General features: G+C 46.4%; 18 protein-coding genes. 14 read left to right on the top strand and 4 right to left on the bottom strand.

Features of this window, described 5'->3' with window-relative positions:
• Window positions 1-44: 44 nt before the first annotated feature.
• Window positions 45-779 (top strand): LOG family protein, encoded by a 735-nt coding sequence (locus ACMH5P_RS07515; RefSeq protein WP_459493726.1) that lies wholly within the window; start codon window positions 45-47, stop codon window positions 777-779.
• A 42-nt stretch (window positions 780-821) separates the two neighbouring features.
• Here the strand turns inward: ACMH5P_RS07515 and ACMH5P_RS07510 are convergent, their stop codons facing one another.
• A complete protein-coding gene (locus ACMH5P_RS07510; protein WP_459493725.1) occupies window positions 822-1,595 on the bottom strand; it encodes an RMD1 family protein in 774 nt (257 codons plus the stop codon).
• Window position 1,596: 1 nt separating this feature from the next.
• Window positions 1,597-1,971: a large conductance mechanosensitive channel protein MscL gene (gene mscL, locus ACMH5P_RS07505; protein WP_459493724.1), complete on the bottom strand. Its 375-nt coding sequence runs from the start codon at window positions 1,969-1,971 to the stop codon at window positions 1,597-1,599.
• A gap of 58 nt (window positions 1,972-2,029) precedes the next feature.
• On the opposite strand from mscL, the gene ACMH5P_RS07500 reads away from it, so the two are divergent.
• From ACMH5P_RS07500 to ACMH5P_RS07490, 3 genes are all read left to right on the top strand, one after another.
• Window positions 2,030-2,350, top strand: coding sequence for a DUF6370 family protein (locus ACMH5P_RS07500; protein WP_459493723.1), 321 nt, complete (start codon window positions 2,030-2,032; stop codon window positions 2,348-2,350).
• A 152-nt stretch (window positions 2,351-2,502) separates the two neighbouring features.
• Entirely contained in the window at window positions 2,503-2,778 is a 276-nt protein-coding gene (locus tag ACMH5P_RS07495) for a hypothetical protein (protein ID WP_459493722.1), read from the top strand.
• Between the two features lie 106 nt (window positions 2,779-2,884).
• The gene (locus ACMH5P_RS07490; RefSeq protein WP_459493721.1) at window positions 2,885-4,069 is read left to right on the top strand and encodes a cytochrome-c peroxidase; all 1,185 of its coding nucleotides are present in this window, start codon (window positions 2,885-2,887) and stop codon (window positions 4,067-4,069) included.
• On the opposite strand, the gene ACMH5P_RS07485 is transcribed toward ACMH5P_RS07490, so the two are convergent.
• Window positions 4,046-5,182, bottom strand: coding sequence for a glycosyltransferase family 4 protein (locus ACMH5P_RS07485; RefSeq protein ID WP_459493720.1), 1,137 nt, complete (start codon window positions 5,180-5,182; stop codon window positions 4,046-4,048). The two genes, ACMH5P_RS07490 and ACMH5P_RS07485, sit on opposite strands and share 24 nt — an antisense overlap.
• 46 nt (window positions 5,183-5,228) lie before the next feature.
• Here ACMH5P_RS07485 and ACMH5P_RS07480 point away from each other — a divergent pair, with 46 nt between their 5' ends.
• Both ACMH5P_RS07480 and ACMH5P_RS07475 read left to right on the top strand, forming a co-directional pair.
• On the top strand, window positions 5,229-5,480 hold the full coding sequence (locus tag ACMH5P_RS07480) for a hypothetical protein (protein ID WP_459493719.1): 252 nt from the start codon (window positions 5,229-5,231) through the stop codon (window positions 5,478-5,480).
• A gap of 44 nt (window positions 5,481-5,524) precedes the next feature.
• Window positions 5,525-7,153 carry a carboxylesterase/lipase family protein gene (locus ACMH5P_RS07475; RefSeq protein ID WP_459493718.1) on the top strand — a complete coding sequence of 543 codons (1,629 nt, stop codon included), beginning with the start codon at window positions 5,525-5,527 and terminating at the stop codon, window positions 7,151-7,153.
• 28 nt (window positions 7,154-7,181) lie between these two features.
• On the opposite strand, the gene ACMH5P_RS07470 is transcribed toward ACMH5P_RS07475, so the two are convergent.
• Window positions 7,182-8,144, bottom strand: a complete 963-nt coding sequence (locus ACMH5P_RS07470; protein WP_459493717.1) for a zinc-binding alcohol dehydrogenase family protein — start codon at window positions 8,142-8,144, stop codon at window positions 7,182-7,184.
• Window positions 8,145-8,207: 63 nt separating this feature from the next.
• On the opposite strand from ACMH5P_RS07470, the gene ACMH5P_RS07465 reads away from it, so the two are divergent.
• From ACMH5P_RS07465 to ACMH5P_RS07430, 8 genes are all read left to right on the top strand, one after another.
• Complete coding sequence (locus ACMH5P_RS07465) at window positions 8,208-9,599, top strand: alpha-L-fucosidase (RefSeq protein WP_459493716.1); 1,392 nt, start codon at window positions 8,208-8,210, stop codon at window positions 9,597-9,599.
• Window positions 9,600-9,632: 33 nt separating this feature from the next.
• On the top strand, window positions 9,633-11,372 hold the full coding sequence (hemN, locus tag ACMH5P_RS07460) for an oxygen-independent coproporphyrinogen III oxidase (RefSeq protein ID WP_459493715.1): 1,740 nt from the start codon (window positions 9,633-9,635) through the stop codon (window positions 11,370-11,372).
• 69 nt (window positions 11,373-11,441) lie between these two features.
• Window positions 11,442-14,708, top strand: a complete 3,267-nt coding sequence (gene uxuA / locus ACMH5P_RS07455) for a mannonate dehydratase (protein ID WP_459493714.1) — start codon at window positions 11,442-11,444, stop codon at window positions 14,706-14,708.
• A 1-nt stretch (window position 14,709) separates the two neighbouring features.
• Window positions 14,710-15,468 carry an SDR family NAD(P)-dependent oxidoreductase gene (locus tag ACMH5P_RS07450; protein WP_459493713.1) on the top strand — a complete coding sequence of 253 codons (759 nt, stop codon included), beginning with the start codon at window positions 14,710-14,712 and terminating at the stop codon, window positions 15,466-15,468.
• Complete coding sequence (locus ACMH5P_RS07445) at window positions 15,468-16,733, top strand: MFS transporter (protein WP_459493712.1); 1,266 nt, start codon at window positions 15,468-15,470, stop codon at window positions 16,731-16,733. Before ACMH5P_RS07450 ends, ACMH5P_RS07445 begins: the two co-directional genes overlap by 1 nt.
• Window positions 16,734-16,738: 5 nt before the next feature.
• Window positions 16,739-17,671: a 3-keto-disaccharide hydrolase gene (locus ACMH5P_RS07440; RefSeq protein WP_459493711.1), complete on the top strand. Its 933-nt coding sequence runs from the start codon at window positions 16,739-16,741 to the stop codon at window positions 17,669-17,671.
• Window positions 17,672-17,729: 58 nt separating this feature from the next.
• Entirely contained in the window at window positions 17,730-18,983 is a 1,254-nt protein-coding gene (locus ACMH5P_RS07435; RefSeq protein WP_459493710.1) for a YeiH family protein, read from the top strand.
• 22 nt (window positions 18,984-19,005) lie between these two features.
• Window positions 19,006-20,037 (top strand): formylglycine-generating enzyme family protein, encoded by a 1,032-nt coding sequence (locus tag ACMH5P_RS07430; RefSeq protein WP_459493709.1) that lies wholly within the window; start codon window positions 19,006-19,008, stop codon window positions 20,035-20,037.
• Window positions 20,038-20,093: the final 56 nt, after the last annotated feature.

The raw sequence follows: 20,093 nt of genomic DNA, 5'->3' as shown, positions 1-20,093 counted from the left end.
AACTAAACAAATTAGCATTAGTTTTGATTCCAAATGAAATAACTATGAATGGTAATTCTGAACACGCATTTTTAGCCGGTCCTCGTTCTCGTTGGAAGGAATTTTTATTCTCACTTCAAGTACTTTTTCAGTTTATCAAAGGCTTCCGTAACCTGCATTTTATCGGGCCCTGCATCACCATTTTTGGCTCTGCTCGCTTCAAAGAAACGGATGTCTATTACCAAACAACCGAGGAGCTCGCCTCCCAACTCGGCACGATGGGATTTGCTATCATGACGGGTGGCGGTCCGGGTATTATGGAGGCGGCCAACAAAGGTGCTAAAAAATCGGGAGCACTTTCACTGGGCTGTAACATCGAACTGCCTTTTGAGCAACATCCGAATCCCTACTTAGATCGGATGGTCAACATCCGTTACTTCTTCGTTCGGAAAGAATTACTACGAAAATATTCCTCCGGTTTTGTCATCATGCCGGGAGGCCTCGGGACCCTAGATGAATTTGTGGAGGTCATTACGCTCATCCAAACCGGCAAGATGAAAAACTTTCCGGTGGTGGTCATGGGCGTGGAATACCATGATAAATTGATGCGTTATTTTGAGTCCTTGATCGATCAAAAGACGGTAGGTGCGACCGATTTTCAGCATATCTTGTTTACCGATGATATTGCGGAGGCGGCGGAACATATTCGAAACTTTACGGAGAAATCGCCAGATAAGCATGTTCCAGGTAATGCACCTTTGTGGATACTTGGGGAAAGAAAAATAGCTCCTAAACCTTAATCAGTTGAAAATACGAAAAGTATTTGCTCAATTGATTCAAAATCAAGCGAAGAGTTTCTCGATTAAAAAATTGACAACTTCGATAGCAATTAAGATAATAACTACCCATTCCAAGTAGATACTATTTCGGTATTGCAAGATATCTTTAAAGAGCTCAAGATTTTCTTTTACAATACCAAGTTCTTCAGAAACACTCCGTGCGCGATCTTGTAGATCAAGATGTCTTTTCAGTTCGATGTGCAGTTTATCCAATCGTTCATTATCCCAAGTTTCCTCCGGTGAGTCAAATATATAAAGGTTTTGAGCGATTAAATTTTTAAGTAAAAGGGTTTTCCCAATGTATTTTTTCAAATTAGTCCCAGTAATTGAAAGCTTCCCTTTTCTTTCTAGTAATTGGGTATGTTGATTGGTGTCCTCCAATAATTTAGTGGTTAATTCGGCATAATAATCCAAAGTTACCGATTGGGAAATATACAACATTACCATTCGAAGGACATCCGTATTTGAATTCTTAATCTGGATTTTATTATGGCTGATTTTATTTTCAACACCCGTCTCTATAAGCTGATCTTCTTGGATGCTTGTTTCCACCAAATTTCGACAAGCCGGAAGAATTTGTTTTCTAATTTCCGAAAATTTTTCTTCGGACAAATTAAGCTGAGTCAATACCCCATATCGTAAAATATAAAGAAATTCGTTTTGCTCTATTTGAAAAAATAGTTCATCATTATCAGCATAGATGACTTCCCCCAATGAGGTGAATCTCAAGCTTTTAATATCGATATAATCAGCAATTTGATAGGATTTTACTTGCATTTTAAGGTCTTTTAAGTAAATCGCGAATATCTTTTAGTAATTCAATCTGCGGATCTTTCTTTTTTTCTTCTTTAGGTACATCGACGAGGTTGACCTTGTTGATGGCTTTGATGATGGCAAAAAGGACAAAGGAGATTAAGATGAATTGAATGATAGCCGCTAGTGATTTACCATATTTGACGGCACCCCAGGAGAGCTTATCGATGTCGGCAACACCCGCGGCCTCAATAGCCGGGGTCAGGATGAGGGGCGTAATGATGTCGGAAACGAGCGAATTGATGATGCTTGAGAAAGCGGCTCCGATCACCACGGCGACCGAAAGTTCGATGACATTTCCTTTGATGGCGAAGGCCTTAAATTCTTTAATCCAATTCATGCGTAAAATCATTTGCTCCCTCAAAGTAAACCTTAATTTTGCAGAAAAAATATCTTCCATGAAAAAGTACTTATTCGGATTACTACTTATTTCCTTTGCGAGTTTCGCACAAGGGCCTTTTGGAAAAATTAACCCAAGTATTCCTGTGGATACCTTAGAGGCTTCTTGTGGGTCTTGTAATTTTCAGATGAGCAAGAAGGGCTGCTATTTGGCCGTTAAGAAATCAGGGGTAGCCTATGAGGTGAAAGGGACGGGATTAGATGATCATGGGGATGCACATGCCAAAGACGGATTTTGTATGGCGGTAAGAAAAGCACGTGTTCAGGGGAAAATTGAAAATGGCTATTTTGTCGCCCAATATTTCGAATTATTGAAATAAAAAACACCACTCGAATTTCGGGCGGCGTTTTTTGAATTACACTTCATCAACAAACTAAATAACAACATTAAAAGCTGTTATAGGGATTATTATACTCATGTTTTAGCTTAAATTTTTGTAAGTTTGGCCCTCATTCCTAGTTATATCATACCATGAAAAAGTTATTATTTATTGCGGCATCATTCGCCCTTTTTTCGTTTGCGGCTGAGAAGTTTATCACGATGCGTGTGGCGGAGCCAACCATCAATTACCACTGGAACAACTTAAATAATATCAAGGCTATCGCAGATCAGAGTAATTTGCCGCATGCACAAGTGAAATTCATCATCGCGTCGATTGATAGTTTGCAGAAGGATTTAGCCAAAAATGCGCGTTTGGATAGCAATGTGGTCGCTCCGGCTCCCGTAAGTAACGGAAAGAAGAAATAGGCAATCCGCTTGATTTGTCTTTTGGGCGTCATAATTACCTTACCGGTCGATTGAACATGTTGTCCTTGCGCTTTCGCTCTATCTTGTTGGCCTAAACATCAAGCTCATGCGCATTCAATTGATTTTCTTTGCATTGGTGGTATTTTCATGCTCCCCCGATGCTGATCAAGTTACTGACCCTTTGGATCTTTTAGCTGCAGCAAAAACGACATTTGGGACGAATATCGATTTTGAAGTTTTGCCCAATTATGCGAATCAGGGAAAACCCAATTACATCACGAAAGACAATGCCGGAGGGAATGGCATTATAGACAAGCAAGCGACACTCGGTCGGGTCCTTTTTTACGATAAAAATCTGAGTATTGACAACAGTATTTCCTGTGGCTCTTGCCATAAGCAAGAGTTTGCATTTGGAGATACGGCAATACAAAGTTCAGGCGTTGCCAATGCCAAAACGATTCGGCATTCGATGCGATTAATAAATACTCGTTTTGCGAATGAACGAAAGTTTTTCTGGGATGAGCGGGCCGCTAATTTGGAAACCCAAACAACGATGCCCATCCAAGATCATTTGGAGATGGGATTTAGTGGTCAATCGGGGCGGGGGAACATGGCGACGCTGTTAGTTAAATTAAGTGCGATTCCTTATTATAAATCCTTGTTCACGTGGGCCTATGGCGATGCCAATGTCACGGAAACACGGATGCAAAGTGCATTGGGCCAATTTATCCGAAGCATTCAATCCTTCGATTCGAAGTATGATCAAGGCCGTGCGATTGCGGGGAACGACCAGGCCCCCTTCTCTAATTTTACTGCGCTCGAAAATCAAGGAAAAAATCTATACCTGACGCCTCCCGTGTTTAACGCAAATGGAGAGCGTATTGCAGGAGGATTCGGCTGTCAAGGCTGTCATCAAGCGCCTGAATTTGACATCGATCCAAATAGTCGGAATAATGGCATCATCGCCGTCATCGGATCGAATAGTGTAGATGTGAACGTCACGCGTGCCCCTTCGCTCCGTGATATCGTCAACACTTCTGGGAATGTCAATTCCCCATTGATGCATACGGGTGGCGTCAGAGGGTTAAATAATATGTTGGGACATTACAATGATATCAACGCCCCCGCTCGCAACACCAATTTGGACCCAAGATTACGCCCGAATAATGTCGGCCAAAAACTACTCATGACACCCACCGAGATGACAGCTGTCATTCAATTTTTGCGGACCTTAAGCGGGAAAAATGTCTATGTGGATAAAAAGTGGTCAGATCCCTTTGTTCGGAAATAGGCGCTTAAAACCCTGGTACATCTCGGAGGCTAGTTGCTCGACGGTAAATATCTGCACATTGCGCGCGGAAAATGTCTGAATCGCTTCTTGGTTTTTGGGTAAATCCTTTAGAAAAGCTTGAATGCGTTCGATGTTTTGGGCCTGGACAATGTCCTCGAGCACCAAACCATTTTTGCCATCGATCACCAAATCATTCGCGCAACCGCATGCTGCGGTACATATCACGGGTTTTCCTAATTCTTGTGCCTCATTGGCCACCATTCCCCAGGTTTCGGCCGTAGAGACTAGCATGAGTGCCTCGGCATGTCGGTATAAATTGGCCAAATTTACCCATGCTACCGTGCCCAATAACTGAACATTTTCAATCCCTTCGCGCTGTTTCTTTTCTGCTAATTCCTCGTAAAGCGGGCCATTCCCGGCGATCAACAAATCGATTGGCAATTGCTTCATCAGCTCCATTAAAGCGGGAAGGTTTTTCTCGGGAGACAATCGGCCGACGAACAACACGTAGGGTTTTGGGTGAGGCTTGGGCTGTTCCTGCGTCAGGGTTTTTAGGAAGGCGACTTTGTCGAAGGCGTTAAGGTAGCTTAAGATCTTTCGTTTGGGGACGCCCGACTGAAATAAAAAGTTATTCGTATTTATTCCATAGGAGAAAAATCCATCACAAAGCTTGATGAGGAATTTTTTATAGCTCGATTTGATCGCGTGCAAGAGACTATTTCCATGCGCGGAAATATGTTGGACCGATTCGACTGTCATGACCGTTTTTATCCCGCGTATTTTTGCAAGCAATAAAACGGGCAGGGTTCCCAATTCATTATAGCCGGTTAAATTGATAACCTCAGGTTTAAATTCAAGGATGATGTTGATCCAATCCCAAGCTGTTTTCCATGCTGAAACTTGTTGCAGCGGAATTCGATTCAGGAGTTTTACGGGGAACTGATAGGCATAGGTAGCTAACTCAAAATCGACTAAATCTTCGCGCCCTTTTTCGGTAATAGCCGTTTGGACAACGAGCACCTCGTCGGTGGGACTGCAGGTCTGGGCGATTTTTTCGAAAATCACCGACTTGTATTGCGACCACAATAAGTTATGTAAGATTAATATCCGCATGCTACTTTACTCCGCTTGCAAAGCTACGGGCTTTTTGTATAAATTCGTGCAAATTGAAAAATTCATGCATCGCTGCGATTTAAAAGATAAGGATGAAAAAAGGGCTTGGTATCAGGCGCAAATAAACCAGATGTCTCCCGAACTTTTGGCCTTGCGACTCAGTCAACCGGCGTTGCGGGCATTGGTCGATTTACAGGTGTTTAATGTGCTTGATTTACAGCAGGTGGATGCGCTTACCCTTAAAAATAGCCACGGAATCGGCCCCAATGCGTTAAAAAAATTGGAAAGCCTTCGCTAATCTTGTATTATTGTATCAAAGCGTGACAATAAAACCTATTACACATGAAAAAAATGTTATTGACCCTGGGCTTTGGCCTATTGTGTTCATGGGCATCTGCTCAATCCATTAATTTATTTCCGGTGCAAACAACAATCCAACATGGCGTTATCGAAGGGAATTATGATACCAAAACCGGTGTTCAGAAGTATTTCGGTATTCCTTTTGCCAAACCTCCTGTGGGGGAGTTGCGCTGGAAAGCGCCGCAACCTTTAGCTCCCTGGAAAGGGGTGAAAGAAACCAAGAAATTTGGTCCTCGTCCAATTCAGGGAATCGTTTTCGGTGATATGATGTCCCGTTCCGATGGTTTAAGTGAGGATTGTTTATACCTAAATGTTTGGACACCTGCCCAAAAAGGTACGAAAGATTTACCCGTTTTAGTGTATTTCTACGGCGGTGGGAACGTCGCTGGCGATGGCTCGGAGCCGCGTTATGATGGCGAAAGTATGTCAAGAAAAGGCGTAGTCGTGGTTACTTGCAACTACCGTTTGAACATCTTTGGCAACATGGCTCATCCCGAATTAAGCGCGGAAACGTCTTACAAAGGTTCAGGGAATTATGGATACTATGACCAATTAGCTGCTTTGCAATGGGTTCAAAAAAACATCGCGGCCTTTGGCGGTGATCCCAATCACGTAACGATTGCCGGGGAATCTGCCGGGTCCATTGCCGTGAGTTACCAAATGTCATCTCCTTTATCCAAAGGTTTAATTCACGGAGCCATCGGTGAGTCGGGCGGAGGAATCAACCCAACCATGGCACCGGTTTCTTTAGCGGAAGCGGAAAAAACAGGCGCGGAATTCTTGCAAAAAGCAGGAGTAAAATCCATCAAGGAATTACGCAGCATGTCGACCAAAGATATCTTCGACCTCTATCAGGATTCAAAACGCTTTGGTTTCCCCGTGGTGGTTGACGGCAATTTTTTACCAAAGAAATTACCTGAAATCTATGCGGCCAAAGAGCAACATCAAATCCCATTATTGTTAGGCTGGAACTCCGCGGAAATTCCGGGTGGCGCCTTCATGCAAGGAAAGCCCTACACCGTAGAGAACTACATCGAACGCGTGAAAAAGGAATATCCGAACGATGTAGATAAAGTATTAAGCCTATATCCTGCCCACTCAGAAAAGGAAGTAGAATTGTCGGCAACCGCTTTAGCCGCCGATCGTTTTATTTCGTATTCGACGTGGAAGTGGTTTGACCTACACCGCAATCATTCGACCCAACCGGTTTACCGTTACCTGTACAGCAAATTACGTCCTCCGTTGGTAGATCAAAATTCGGTGTCGGCTTTAGCGGGCGGAACGGTTCGTCGGGAAGGCCCAGCACAAGCACCTCCTCCAGCTGTGGGTGCTCCGCATGCTTGCGAGATCGAGTATGCAATGGGGAATCTTCATTTGGTGAAGGAATATGCTTGGACGGCAGATGATTTTAAGGTGTCGGATACGATGTTGAATTATTTCACCAACTTCGTTAAAACCTTCAATCCGAATGGCGATAAATTACCCGAGTGGCCAGCTGCCAAAGGTGGCGACGCAACGCCTCCGGTCATGATTATCGATACCAATTCCCGCGCGGAAAAAGCGCAAAACGATGCGCGTTATCTGTTCCTAGATAAGGAATACATGAAATAAGAGTCTAGGGCGAATCGAAAGGTTCGCCCTACTTATTTAAAGTGATTAAGGCCTTGACGATTTTACGCGCAGGGTCGTGGATGCTTGGGAATTCGCTGCCAACTGCCGACCAATCAAAGCGGTGACTGATAAACCATTCCGAACGAATTTTGCCCTGGCGGAATAAATCCATTACATATTCAAAATCCTCGATGGTGGCGTTCCGACTGCTCATGAGCGTCGCCTCGCGCTTATGAAATTCCGGATGTGAAAAGCTAATCGCCTGCTTTTGTAAACCAATCAAAATGTATTGTCCTCCATGGGCTAATCGAGCGAATCCTGATTCAATCGCTGCTAGGTTTCCTGTGGCGTCGATGACCTTCGCATAGCTTTGTTGTGTTGATTCCGGTATTCCCAGTCGTTCGGTACAAAATCGCAATCGGTCCGCATTGGGCTCCGAAACTTCGACCTGCGCACCCTTCAGTTTAGCTAACAAGATTGTGAATAAGCCAATAGGTCCGGCACCCATCACGAGCACCTTTTCTCCCGATTCAATCTGGCCGCGACGCAGTCCATGCGCGGCAATTGCAAAGGGCTCGACGAAGGCTAATTCATCGATTGAAAGTCCTTTCCCGGCTAAAATGAATCGGTTTTCTACTGAGATATATTCACGCATTCCGCCATCCGTATGCACCCCAAATACCTGAATGTTTTCGCAGCAATTCGGTTTGCCTTGGTTACAGGCCGCACAGTTTTGGCAATTAAAGTAGGGGATGATGGTGACGAATTCTCCGGAAGCAAACGTGTCGGATTGAACAACTTCCAATCCTAATTCATGGCCCAGTATTCGGGGGTATTGGAAAAAAGGTTGGTTACCGGCGAAGGCATGAATATCCGTCCCACAAATTCCGATGGCCTTTACCTTTAAAAGGGAATACCCGGATTTTACTTGAGGCATGTCGGCCTCTTGTAAGTCCATTTGTCCTGGAATTGTACAGGTCCATTGTTGCATCAGCTGAATTTTGTTTTCAAATTAACAATTTTCGCTAAATTAGTTGGCATAAATCTAAACCTCATGAAAATCAAGCTATTAATCTGGGCGCTCTGCCTAAGCTCTGCCTCTATATTTGCGCAAAAAACCTATCAGCCCAATTGGGAGTCGATTGATAGTCGGCCTGTCCCCGCCTGGTTCGAAGATGCCAAATTCGGAATATTTATTCACTGGGGTTTGTATTCGGTTCCGGCCTATAGCCCAACGGCCCGGGATAAAGTTGGGGTTTATGATCGCTACGCGGAATGGTATTGGCGTCGTTGGCAAGAGCCAAACAAAACGCAATCGTTTTTTACGGAATTCCACAACAAGGCATTTGGGCCGAATGTAAAATACCAGGACTTCACCCAGCACTTTAAGGCGGAGATGTTTCAGCCGGATGAATGGGCAAAATTATTCGAAAATGCGGGGGCCAAATATGTAGTCTTGACTTCGAAACACCACGAGGGATTTACGCTTTGGCCATCGAAACAATCTTGGAATTGGAATGCGATGGACGTGGGTCCACACCGGGATTTATTGGGGGATTTGACCAAATCGGTGAAGAGCAAAAACATCCGAATGGGTTATTACTATTCATTACTCGAATGGTATAATCCACTGTATAAAAAAGAAACCTTGAATGAGTACATCAACCAGCACATGTTCCCGCAGATGAAGGACTTGGTGAATACCTACCATCCGGATTTGGTTTGGACGGATGGCGAGTGGGATTATACCTCAGATAAATTACGGAGTACGGAATTTTTGTCTTGGTTGTACAACGATTCACCCGTGAAAAACTCGGTGGTAGTCAACGATCGTTGGGGAAAGGAAACGCGTTCCAAACATGGTGGATTTTACACCACCGAATATGATTTAGTACATAACGGCGACGCTAATGGGTTGGATTTTGCGCGACCTTGGGAAGAGTGTCGGGGTATTGCGGGATCTTTTGGCTACAACCGTAACGAGAACTTGGAGGACTATTCGACCTCGGAGCAATTGGTACATATGTTGATCAATAAGGTAGCCCGTGGTGGAAACTTATTGTTAAACATTGGACCCACAGCGGATGGACGTATTCCGGTGATCATGCAACAACGTTTGACGGATATCGGTTCCTGGTTAAAGGTCAATGGGGAAGGCATTTACGGGACGCGCAAATGGGCGAATGCACCTAAAATCACGCCGAGCACCAAGCAATATTTCACGCAAAAAGGCAATGATTTATACTTGATTACAACCGAATTCCCTACGGCTCCCTTGCAGGTTAGTGGAATTAAAAAACCGACATCCGTGAGTTTGTTGGGATCTAATGTGGCCATTAAATCGACTTACAAAGCGGGCGTGCTAACCATCGCTCCGCCTGCGATTACGCCGGGGAATAATCCTTGTCAGTATGCGTGGGTGGTTAAAATAGCAAGTGGTTTATAACCTGTAGAGACGCGATACTTCGCGTCTTTTTTTATGGGTATACGCGAGTATCGCGTCACCACGGATTGTCTAGACGCGAGGTATCGCGTCTCTACGGATTGGCTAGACGCGAGGTATCGCGTCTCTACGGATTGGTTAGACGCGAGGTATCGCGTCTCTACGGATTGGCTAGACGCGAGGTATCGCGTCTCTACGGATTGGTTAGACGCGAGGTATCGCGTCTCTACGGATTGTCTAGACGCGAGGTATCGCTTCTCTACGGATTGGCTAGACGCGAAGTATCGCGTCTCTACGGATTGGCTAGACGCGAGGTATCGCGTCTCTACGGATTGGCTAGACGCGAGGTATCGCGTCTCTACAGGGATAGCTGATGCATATCATTTTTCCCCATCCCATCCCCTTTTACCTTTGCGGCCTATGCAACAGGTATCGCTCGACTTACTTCAAAAATACAATGTTCCTATTCCGCGCTACACGTCTTACCCGACGGTGCCGTATTGGGACGAGACGATAGATGTTTCCACCTGGAAGTCCTTTTTCGCTCAACGCTTCGAGGAAAGCCATGAGATCAGCCTGTATTTGCATCTTCCCTTCTGTGAAAATTTGTGCACGTTTTGTGGGTGCAATAAACGCATCACGACAAATCATTCGGTAGAGGAAACTTACATGCTTACCTTGTTGAAAGAATGGGAAATCTACCGAGGGATGATGTCGCATACCCCCATTATTCGGGAATTACACATCGGTGGAGGAACCCCCACGTTTTTCTCTCCGGCCAATCTGAAACATTTGATTGAGACCATTCTTGCCGACGCCATCGTGCCGGAGGTACATGAGTTTGGATTTGAAGGTCACCCCAACAATACCACGTTCGAGCACCTGAAAACACTTTTCGACTTAGGCTTTAATCGGGTGAGTTTCGGGATGCAGGACAGTAATCCAGAGGTTCAAAAAGTCATCAATCGAATTCAGCCACATGCCCATGTTGTTCAGGTGGTGAATTGGGCCAGGGAAATTGGTTATGATTCTGTGAATTTGGATTTGGTCTATGGTTTACCACTGCAGACATTGCCGCGTTTGGAGAAGACGATACAAGATGCCTTGGAAATTAAGCCCGACCGGATTGCGTTTTATTCCTATGCGCATGTGCCCTGGACGAGTAAAGCCCAACGGCTTTTTGACGAAAACGATTTACCTGGTGCCGACGAAAAAATGCAGCTCTATCAGCTGGGCAAGAAGCGCTTCACGGAGGCTGGGTATACAGACATCGGGATGGATCATTTTGCCTTGCCGGGTGATTTGATGGTTCAAGCACATGAAGCGGGTCATTTGCATCGAAATTTTATGGGCTATACGGTGCAGCAAACGGGCATGCTTTTGGGCTTGGGCGTTTCGAGCATCAGCGATATTTATTATGGTTTTGCCCAGAACAAAAAGACCATTCAGGAATATTACGAACAGATTAACCGGGGTGAACTGGCCGTATTCCGCGGGTATTTCCTCGATGAAATCGATCAAAAAATGCGCCAATACATCCTCGATGTGGCTTGTCGGGGCAAAGCCCATTTCAACAAAGCCGACCTCGAATTATTGCGCGAATACACCTTTCACGAATTAGACGAGTTGGCCTTGGATGATTTGGTCACTTGGGGCGAACATGGATTATTGGTCACTGAATTAGGCAAGCATTTCATTCGCAATATTTGCAAGGCCTTTGACCTCAAATTGCTGGCCTCGGAAATTCAGAAAAAGACTTTCAGTCAAGCGGTATAAACCTGCAGGTATTTCAGTAAAATTTGTGCATTTTCGCCTTTACAAGCGTAAGCCTCTAAACAATTTTACATGATACATACGATGCGTTGGTTCGGACCAAACGATCCGGTTTCACTAATGGATATTCGTCAGGCGGGTTGTACCGGCGTGGTCACCGCCTTACACCAAATCCCCGTTGGGGAAATCTGGCCTGTCGAAGCCATCCAAGAGCGCATTGCCATCATCGAAGCAGGGAATCAACAATGGTCGCCTTTACATTGGTCGGTCGTGGAATCCCTCCCCGTCCATGAGGGCATCAAAAAAGCCTTGCCATCCCGGGCTGGATTGATTGAAAACTATCAAACATCTCTTCGGAATTTAGCGGCTTGTGGCATCAAGACCGTTTGCTATAATTTCATGCCGGTGCTCGACTGGTCACGCACCAAATTAAACTTCGAAATGCCCGACGGCGCAAAAGCTTTGCGATTCGTTTGGACAGATTTCGCGGTCTTTGATTTACATATCTTACAGCGCCCAGGTGCTGCAGCGGATTACACGCCAGCCGTTCAGGCAGCTGCGGCGGAACGGTTCGCGCGCATGACCGCGGATGAAAAAGAGGAATTAAAAAACACGGCCTTATTGGGTCTTCCGGGTTCCGAGGAGGCCTTTCATTTGGAGAATTTTCAGTGTTTATTAGACGAGTACCGCGATATATCCGCGGAGCAGTTGCGGGAGAATCTGCATTATTTTGTCCGTTCGATCGCACCTTTGGCGCAGGAGTTGGGGATTAATCTATGCATCCATCCGGATGATCCCCCGTTCCCATTATTGGGTTTGCCTCGGGTGGTGAGTACGGAGGCAGATTTGGTGGCTTTGATGGCGGCATCGCCGGAGCACGCGAATGGTATTACGTTTTGTACGGGTTCCTTGGGGGTACGGGCGGATAATGATTTACCCAAAATGCTTCGTCGTTTCGCCGACCGGATTCATTTTTTGCATTTGCGTGCCACTTTTCGGGAGCAAAATAAGCCCTTGATTTTTCATGAGGCTCCTCACCTAACGGGGGATGTGGATATGTTTGAAGTGGTCAAAGCCGTCGTGGAAGAAGAAAAGAGGCGTGGTGGCGAAGGCATCCCGATGCGCCCGGATCACGGCCATCAGATGTTGGACGACTTGAAGAAAAAAACCTATCCGGGCTATTCGGCCATTGGACGCTTGCGGGGCTTAGCGGAAATACGTGGATTGGAATTGGCCATTCGTTCGTTTTTAGCCGTGTTTATGGTCGTGTCTAGTTTTGCGATGAAGGCGGATGATGGCTATCGTTTGTGGTTGAAATTTGATAAGGTGGCTAGTGCTGCGGGTTATGCGCCATTTGCGCAATCGATTTCATCGGAATTTCCATCGAGCCCCATCCTGGAGACAGCAAAAAAAGAATTGGCGCAGGGTTTGAAAGGCTTGACGGGCGTTTCGCCACGCTCGATCGCGGCGAATGGGAGCATACAGTTTTTAAGGGATGCCACGATTCCAGAGGAAGGCTTTGAGATTCAAGTGGATAAAAAGGTACAGGTAAAAGTGGAAGGCCTGAGTGTCGTAGGTCGGAAATATATTCGAATTAAAGCGAGCTCTGATCGTGGTATCTTGTATGGCGTTTTCGAATTGCTGCGCACGATACAGCAAGAGAAAGCTTTGGATAATCTCACATCCTCCCCCAAAGTTAAATTCCGCATGTTGAACCATTGGGACAATGTGATGGGAACGATCGAACGCGGATACGCGGGGCAATCCCTATGGAAATGGTATGAATTGCCGGAGACCGTCGATCCACGTTACACGGAATATGCGCGTGCGAATGCCTCTATCGGAATTAATGCGGTGGCCATCAATAATGTAAATGCCTCCGCGCGCTTTTTGACGCCGGAGTATTTGGCGAAAGTCAAAGCGCTGGCTGATGTGTTTCGTCCTTATGGGATTAAGTTATTTTTATCGGTCAACTTCGCTTCACCGAAAATCCTGGGACGTTTGAAAACTTCGGACCCATTGGACCCTGAGGTACGTGCCTGGTGGCAAGCGAAAACGAAAGAGGTCTACCACTACATTCCAGATTTTGGGGGATTCCTCGTGAAGGCGAATTCAGAGGGCGAGCCGGGGCCACAAGAATTTGGCAGAACCCATGCGGATGGTGCAAACATGTTGGCGGAGGCCGTGAAACCTTTTAATGGCATCGTTATTTGGCGCGCTTTTGTCTATGCGCCGAATCCGAAAGGGGATCGTTTCAAGGAGGCCTACAATGACTTCAAGCCCTTGGATGGAACCTTTGCGAAAAACGTGATTGTGCAGGTGAAAAATGGCCCGATTGACTTCCAACCGCGGGAGCCGTTTCATCCGCTTTTTGGCGCGATGCCGAAGACGCCTTTGGCTTTGGAATTTCAGATTACGCAGGAGTATACCGGATTTAGCACGAATGTCTTTTACCAATCGATACTGTTCAAGGAATGTCTAGATTCCGATACCTATCAAAATGGCAAGGGTTCCACAGTCGCGAAGGTCATCGATGGAAGTTTAGGGAATGACCACATCACGATGATGGCTGGGGTGGCGAACACGGGTTCGGATCGAAATTGGACGGGGCATTTATTGTCGCAGGCGAATTGGTATGCCTTTGGACGCTTGGCTTGGGATCATACCCTGAGCTCAGAAAAAATTGCCGACGAATGGGCGAAGCAGACCTTGACGCGGGATGCGGAGGCATCGCAGACAATTGAAAATATTTTGTTGAAATCGCGGGATGTATATGTGAATTTCACAACACCTTTGGGCTTGCACCATGTGATGGGCCAAGGTATTCACTGGGGTCCAGAACCCTGGTTGGAGCGCAGCCAGCGTCCCGACTGGACTTCGATTTATTACCATCGGGCGGATTCCCTAGGTTTAGGTTTTGACCGAAAAACAACGGGCAGCAATGCTCTGAGTTTATATCACCCTGAGGTCGCAAAACAATGGCTAGATCCCGCCAAAACGGATTTGAATTATTTGTTGTGGTTTCATCATGTGGGATGGCAGGAGAAATTGTCCTCGGGCCGAACGCTTTGGGATGAATTCTGCTATCGTTATGATACAGGACTGAGGGAAGTGGAGGCCTTGCAAAAAGATTGGGAATCTGTGAAAGGGAAAGTGGATCCGGAGCTATTTGCGGATGTTCGGGGGCGGTTGGCGGCCCAACAACGCGAGTCGGTTTTGTGGCGCGATGCGAATGTTTTGTACTTCCAAACCTATTCGAAACTCCCAATAAACTACGGAAAACCGACACGGACCTTGGCCGAACTAAAAGAAATTGTACGAATTTATCAGTTAAAATAAGATGCAACAACCATTTTCATTACAGGGGCGTGTCGCGCTCATCACAGGCGGTGGAACCGGAATCGGATTCGATATTGCCAAATGTTTTTTAGCGTCTGGCGCGACGGTCGTGATTACTGGTCGGCGAGAAGATATCCTCAAAGAAGCGGTAGCAAATCTAGGTGCAGGTGCGCAATATGCCGTGAATGATGTGGCGGATTTGAGTCTGACGTCTGCATTGGTTTCAGAGCTGATTTTGAAACACGGGGGTATCGATATTTTGGTGAATAATGCGGGAATCAACATGAAGCGTCCGGCGGTTGAAGTTTCGGATGCTGATTTTTCGAATATTATCAATGTGAATTTAAACGCTGTTTTTGCCTTAACGCGCGAAGTGGGAAAACACATGTTGGAACGCGGAAAGGGATCCATCATCATGATCTCCTCGATGGCGGCGTATTACGGCATAGACCGAGTGGCGGCTTATGCGTCCTCCAAAACAGGGATTTATGGACTGGTTCGCGTGTTGGCCTCGGAGTGGTCGGGCAAGGGCGTTCGCGTGAATGCGATTGCACCCGGATTTATTGAAACGGCGATGAGTCGGACTGCCATGAATTCGGATCCGGATCGGAAGCACAAGGCGATGGATCGCACGCCGATGGGCTATTTTGGAAAGCCGGAGGATATTGGCTGGGCGGCGGTGTATTTGGCATCGGATGCTTCCAATTATGTAACAGGCGTCTCAATCCCGGTTGACGGCGGGAATTCAATCGGATTCTAATGAAAGGAAATTATCGCTGGGTGGTAGTCGCCCTCTTGTTTTTTGCGACGACGATCAATTATTTGGATCGCCAGGTGATTGGTTTGTTGAAGCCTACGCTGGAAAAGGAATTGAACTGGACGGAGACGGATTACAGTTTTATTGTCATGTGTTTTACCGCGTCGTATGCAATAGGCTTGTTGGCCTTCGGAAAAATCATCGACAAGATTGGTTCCAAAATGGGCTACATCATCTCGATCATTATCTGGTCGGTGGCGGCGATGGCGCATGCCTTGGCGAAGACAACGTTTGGTTTTGGTGCGGCGCGCGCGGCCTTGGGCGCGGGTGAGGCGGGGAATTTTCCAGCGGCGATTAAGACGGTTGCGGAGTGGTTCCCGAAAAGGGAGCGGGCTTTTGCCACGGGGATTTTTAATTCGGGGGCGAATATTGGGGCGATGGTTGCGCCGATTATGGTGCCTTGGATATTGGGAGCTTACGGTTGGCAGGAGGCCTTTATTATCACCGGGGCAATTGGTTTTGTGTGGTTAGCCCTGTGGTGGTGGTTTTACGAGGTGCCTGCGAAACATGCATCCGTGACCACGGAGGAATTGGCACATATTCAATCTGAGGAAGAGGTGACGGAAGTGGCTCCGATAGCCTGGAGCAAATTGTTTGGCTATCGCCAAACCTGGGTTTTCATTGTGGGAAAATTCTTTACGGATCCGATTTGGTGGTTTTTCTTGTTTTGGTTGCCTTCGTATTTCTCGACGACCTTTGCATTGGACTTGAAAAAGCCGAGTTTGCATTTGGCGATTTTGTTTACGTGCACGTCAATTGGGAGTATTGGCGGAGGCTATATTTCGGGGTATTTTATTAAGAAAGGTTGGCCGGTGTATAAGGCTCGGAAATTTTCGATGTTCTTTTTTGCGCTCTGTGCGGTGCCGATTATCGGGGCTCGTTGGGCGACAGACATTTGGCAGGCTGTATTTTTGATTAGTATTGCGGCCTCGGCACACCAGGCGTGGTCGGCGAATATCTTTACGACGGTTTCCGACATGTTTCCGAAGCATGCGGTTTCATCGGTGGTGGGAATTGGAGGTTTGGCGGGCTCCTTGGGTGGGGTGATTTTTCCGTATATCATCGGGGTGGTGTTGGATGCATACAAGGCAGACCAGGCTTTGTCTGATGGATATAATGTTATATTTGTAGCTTGTGGTTGTGCGTATCTGTTTGCATGGCTGTTGATTCATTTTATTTCGCCCAAAATGGAGGCGGTTAAAAAATAAGAATTATGAAAAAACTATTGATTGCCTTGTTGGCTATTTCAGGAAGTATTTTTGCTCAAGAGCATCATCCGTTGGAGGGAGCTTGGGATTTAACGGTATCGATGGAGAATCGCAATGGGGGTGTTTCGACGGCGCCATCGTGGTTGGAGGTTCGTCATTCGGGTTTGCGAACCTTGACGGGGCGTTTTGTAGGAGACGGGGGTTCGGCCCGACCGATTTCAGAAGTGTTCTTCAAGGATGGACATGTATCGTTTAAGATTCCGCCCCAGTGGGAAAAGGAGGATGCTTATTTATCATTTGAGGGAGACTTGAAGGATGGGAAGTTGGCTGGTACGCTCGTAAAACCCAATGGAAAGTCGATGGCATTTACGGGAGTTCGTGCCCCTTCCTTGTGGCGTGGCACTGAGCCGAAATGGGGAAAGCCGATTTCTTTGTTGAACGGAAAGGATTTATCAGGATGGAAGGCATTGGGCCCAAAGAATCAGTGGGTAGTCGAGAATGGTGTGATGAAGAGCCCAGCGTCAGGAGCGAATATTTGTACGGAGCAGAAATTTTCGGATTTCAAATTGCATGTTGAGTTTCGTTTGCCTCCGGGAAGTAATAGTGGGGTGTATTTGCGTGGGCGTTATGAGGTACAAGTGGAAGATAGTTATGGAAAGGAGCCCTACAGCATTTACTTAGGAGGGATTTATGGATTTATTGATCCATTGGTACAGGCAGCTAAGCCTTCGGGGGAATGGCAGACGTATGACATTACGCTGGTTGGCCGGAAGGTTTCGGTGACCTTAAATGGACAGCCGGTGATTGTGGATCAGAATATTCCGGGAGTTACGGGAGGTGCCATGGATAGTGATGAGGCAGCTCCAGGTCCGATAATGATACAGGGGGATCATGGACCGGTGGAATATCGGAATGTGGTGATTACGCCGGCATTGTAAGATTATCAGCTTTGTCAAAAATTGCGGCCTTCCCGCGAATTGAAATTAAACGAATACGATGACAACGAATAAACAATTACTCAACGAAGACTGGACGGTCGTTTTTCTTGGATTTTTTCTCATCATTATCGCGCTCCTAGGTTATCAAATGCCTAGTCCGAGTTTCGGATGGGAATCGACCTCTGAGTTGACGGAGAAGGTATTTGCCGGTAAAAATTTGTTCAAATTGGCGCAAGTGTTTGGAGTCACCTATGTGATTGCCTTACTATCCGCTCGTTTGTTGGGCAAATCCATCAAGGCCACGGCACAAGGATTTCCGATTGTGTTCGTGTTAACGTCGTTGGCACTGGTATTAGCTGGGAATGCTTTCTTGAAAAATTGGAATTTGGAGGCGGTGATTTTTAGTTTGACGATTGGCCTCTTGTTGAGCAATTTTTTCATGCTTCCTGCGTGGTTGACCGAATCGCTGTCGACCGAGCTTTTCGTGAAGATCGGTTTGATTTTACTGGGTACGAGTGTGATTTTCGGAGATATCCTGAAGGCAGGTTCATTGGGATTGATTCAGGCATTGGTCGTGGTGATTTCCGTTTGGTATTTTGCTTTTTGGGTATCCAAAAAGATGGGGATCGATGAGGAGTTTGCGATTATGATTTCGAGTGCCGTATCGATTTGTGGGGTTTCGGCGGCGATTGCGACGGCAGGAGCGATTAAGGGAGATTCCAAAAAGCTTTCTTATGTGATTTCGATTGTCTTGATTACGGCGATACCGATGATCATATTCTTGCCTTTTATCGCGAATGCGCTAGGATTATCGCAGGCGGTGACGGGTGCGTGGTTAGGTGGGACGATTGATACGACGGGGGCTGTGATTGCCTCGGGAACGATGGTGGGCGAAGAGGCTTTGAAGATCTCAACGATCGTTAAATTTTCTCAAAATGTCTTGCTCGGTTTCGCGGCTTTTGCGATCTCGATTTACTGGACATTGACCAATAATCAGAGTGAAACGGCGAAAGAAAGCAAGCCAACTTTAGGCATCATCTGGGAGCGTTTCCCCAAATTCGTTTTGGGTTTCATCGCAGCATCCTTGATTTTCTCTTTTGTGGTTTCTCCCGAAACCATTGATTCGGTGAAAGGCGGATTTAAGTCCTTGCAAGGATTGTGGTTTGCGTTGGCCTTTACAAGCATTGGATTGGAAACGAAGTTTTCCGACTTGTTTTCGAAGGAAGGGAAGAAACCGCTGTACGTGTTCTTGATTGCGCAGTTGTTTAATGTCTTTGTGACTTTGGCGGTGGCGTATGCGCTTTTCAACTAGCCTTTTCTTGTTTATTCCCTTCATGGCTTTTGGACAAAAAAGTGTCCCTGTTTGTCATGTGCCTGTACCTTCGCGTATTAAGACAATCACGAAGAGTCCAGTTAAATTCAGGCCACTTAAAAAATCCTACATCGGAATGAAACGCATTCCGGGTGGGACTTTTGCCATGGGGTCCCATGATGCGCAAGGACGCACAGATGAGTTCCCGGTGCATCAAGTTCAGGTGAAGGGTTTTTGGATGGATGAAACGGAGGTGACCAATGAGGCTTTCGCCCGATTTGTTAAGGCCACCGGATATATAACAACTGCTGAGAAGGCAATCGATTGGGTAGAATTATCGAAGCAGGTGCCTACGGGTACGCCCAAGCCCGCCGATTCTTTATTGGCTCCGAGTTCCTTGGTCTTTGTGCCCACGACGGGCCCCGTAGATTTGAATGATTATTCACAATGGTGGGCGTTTAAGCGTGGGGCCGACTGGCGTCATCCGGAGGGGCCAGGCTCATCGATTATTGATCGAGAAAAACACCCGGTCGTGCATGTTTCTTGGGATGATGCGGCGGCTTATGCGCGCTGGGCGGGTAAACGCTTACCTACGGAAGCCGAATGGGAGTGGGCGTCACGGGGTGGCTTGCATGGAAAAATTTATCCATGGGGAGATGAGTCTGTCAACAAAGCTCCCTACAAAGCGAATAGTTTTCAAGGACATTTTCCTTATGAAGATCAAGCCTTGGATGGATACAAGACCACGACTGCTCCGGTGAAATCCTTTCCAGCGAATGGCTATGGATTGTATGATATGGCGGGTAATGTTTGGGAATGGTGCCAGGATTGGTATCGACATGATTACTATAAAAATAGCCCAAGGCTTAACCCCAAAGGACCGTCTACAAGTTCTGATCCGGATGAGCCAGGCGTTGCCAAACGCGTGATGCGCGGAGGATCATTTCTCTGCAATGATGGCTATTGTTCGAGCTACCGAAGCTCGGCACGAATGAAGTCGAGCCCGGATTCGGGCCTACAACACACGGGTTTTCGTTGTGTGAAAGATTTATAAAATATAAAGACTATAGACTTTATAGTTTTTTATTTTACATTTGTGAAAAAATTAAG

It is taken from the genome of Aquirufa sp. 5-AUSEE-100C1 (assembly GCF_054558655.1).
Note: the sequence above shows the minus strand (reverse complement) of the source record. Positions and strands in the feature narration are given on the sequence as shown.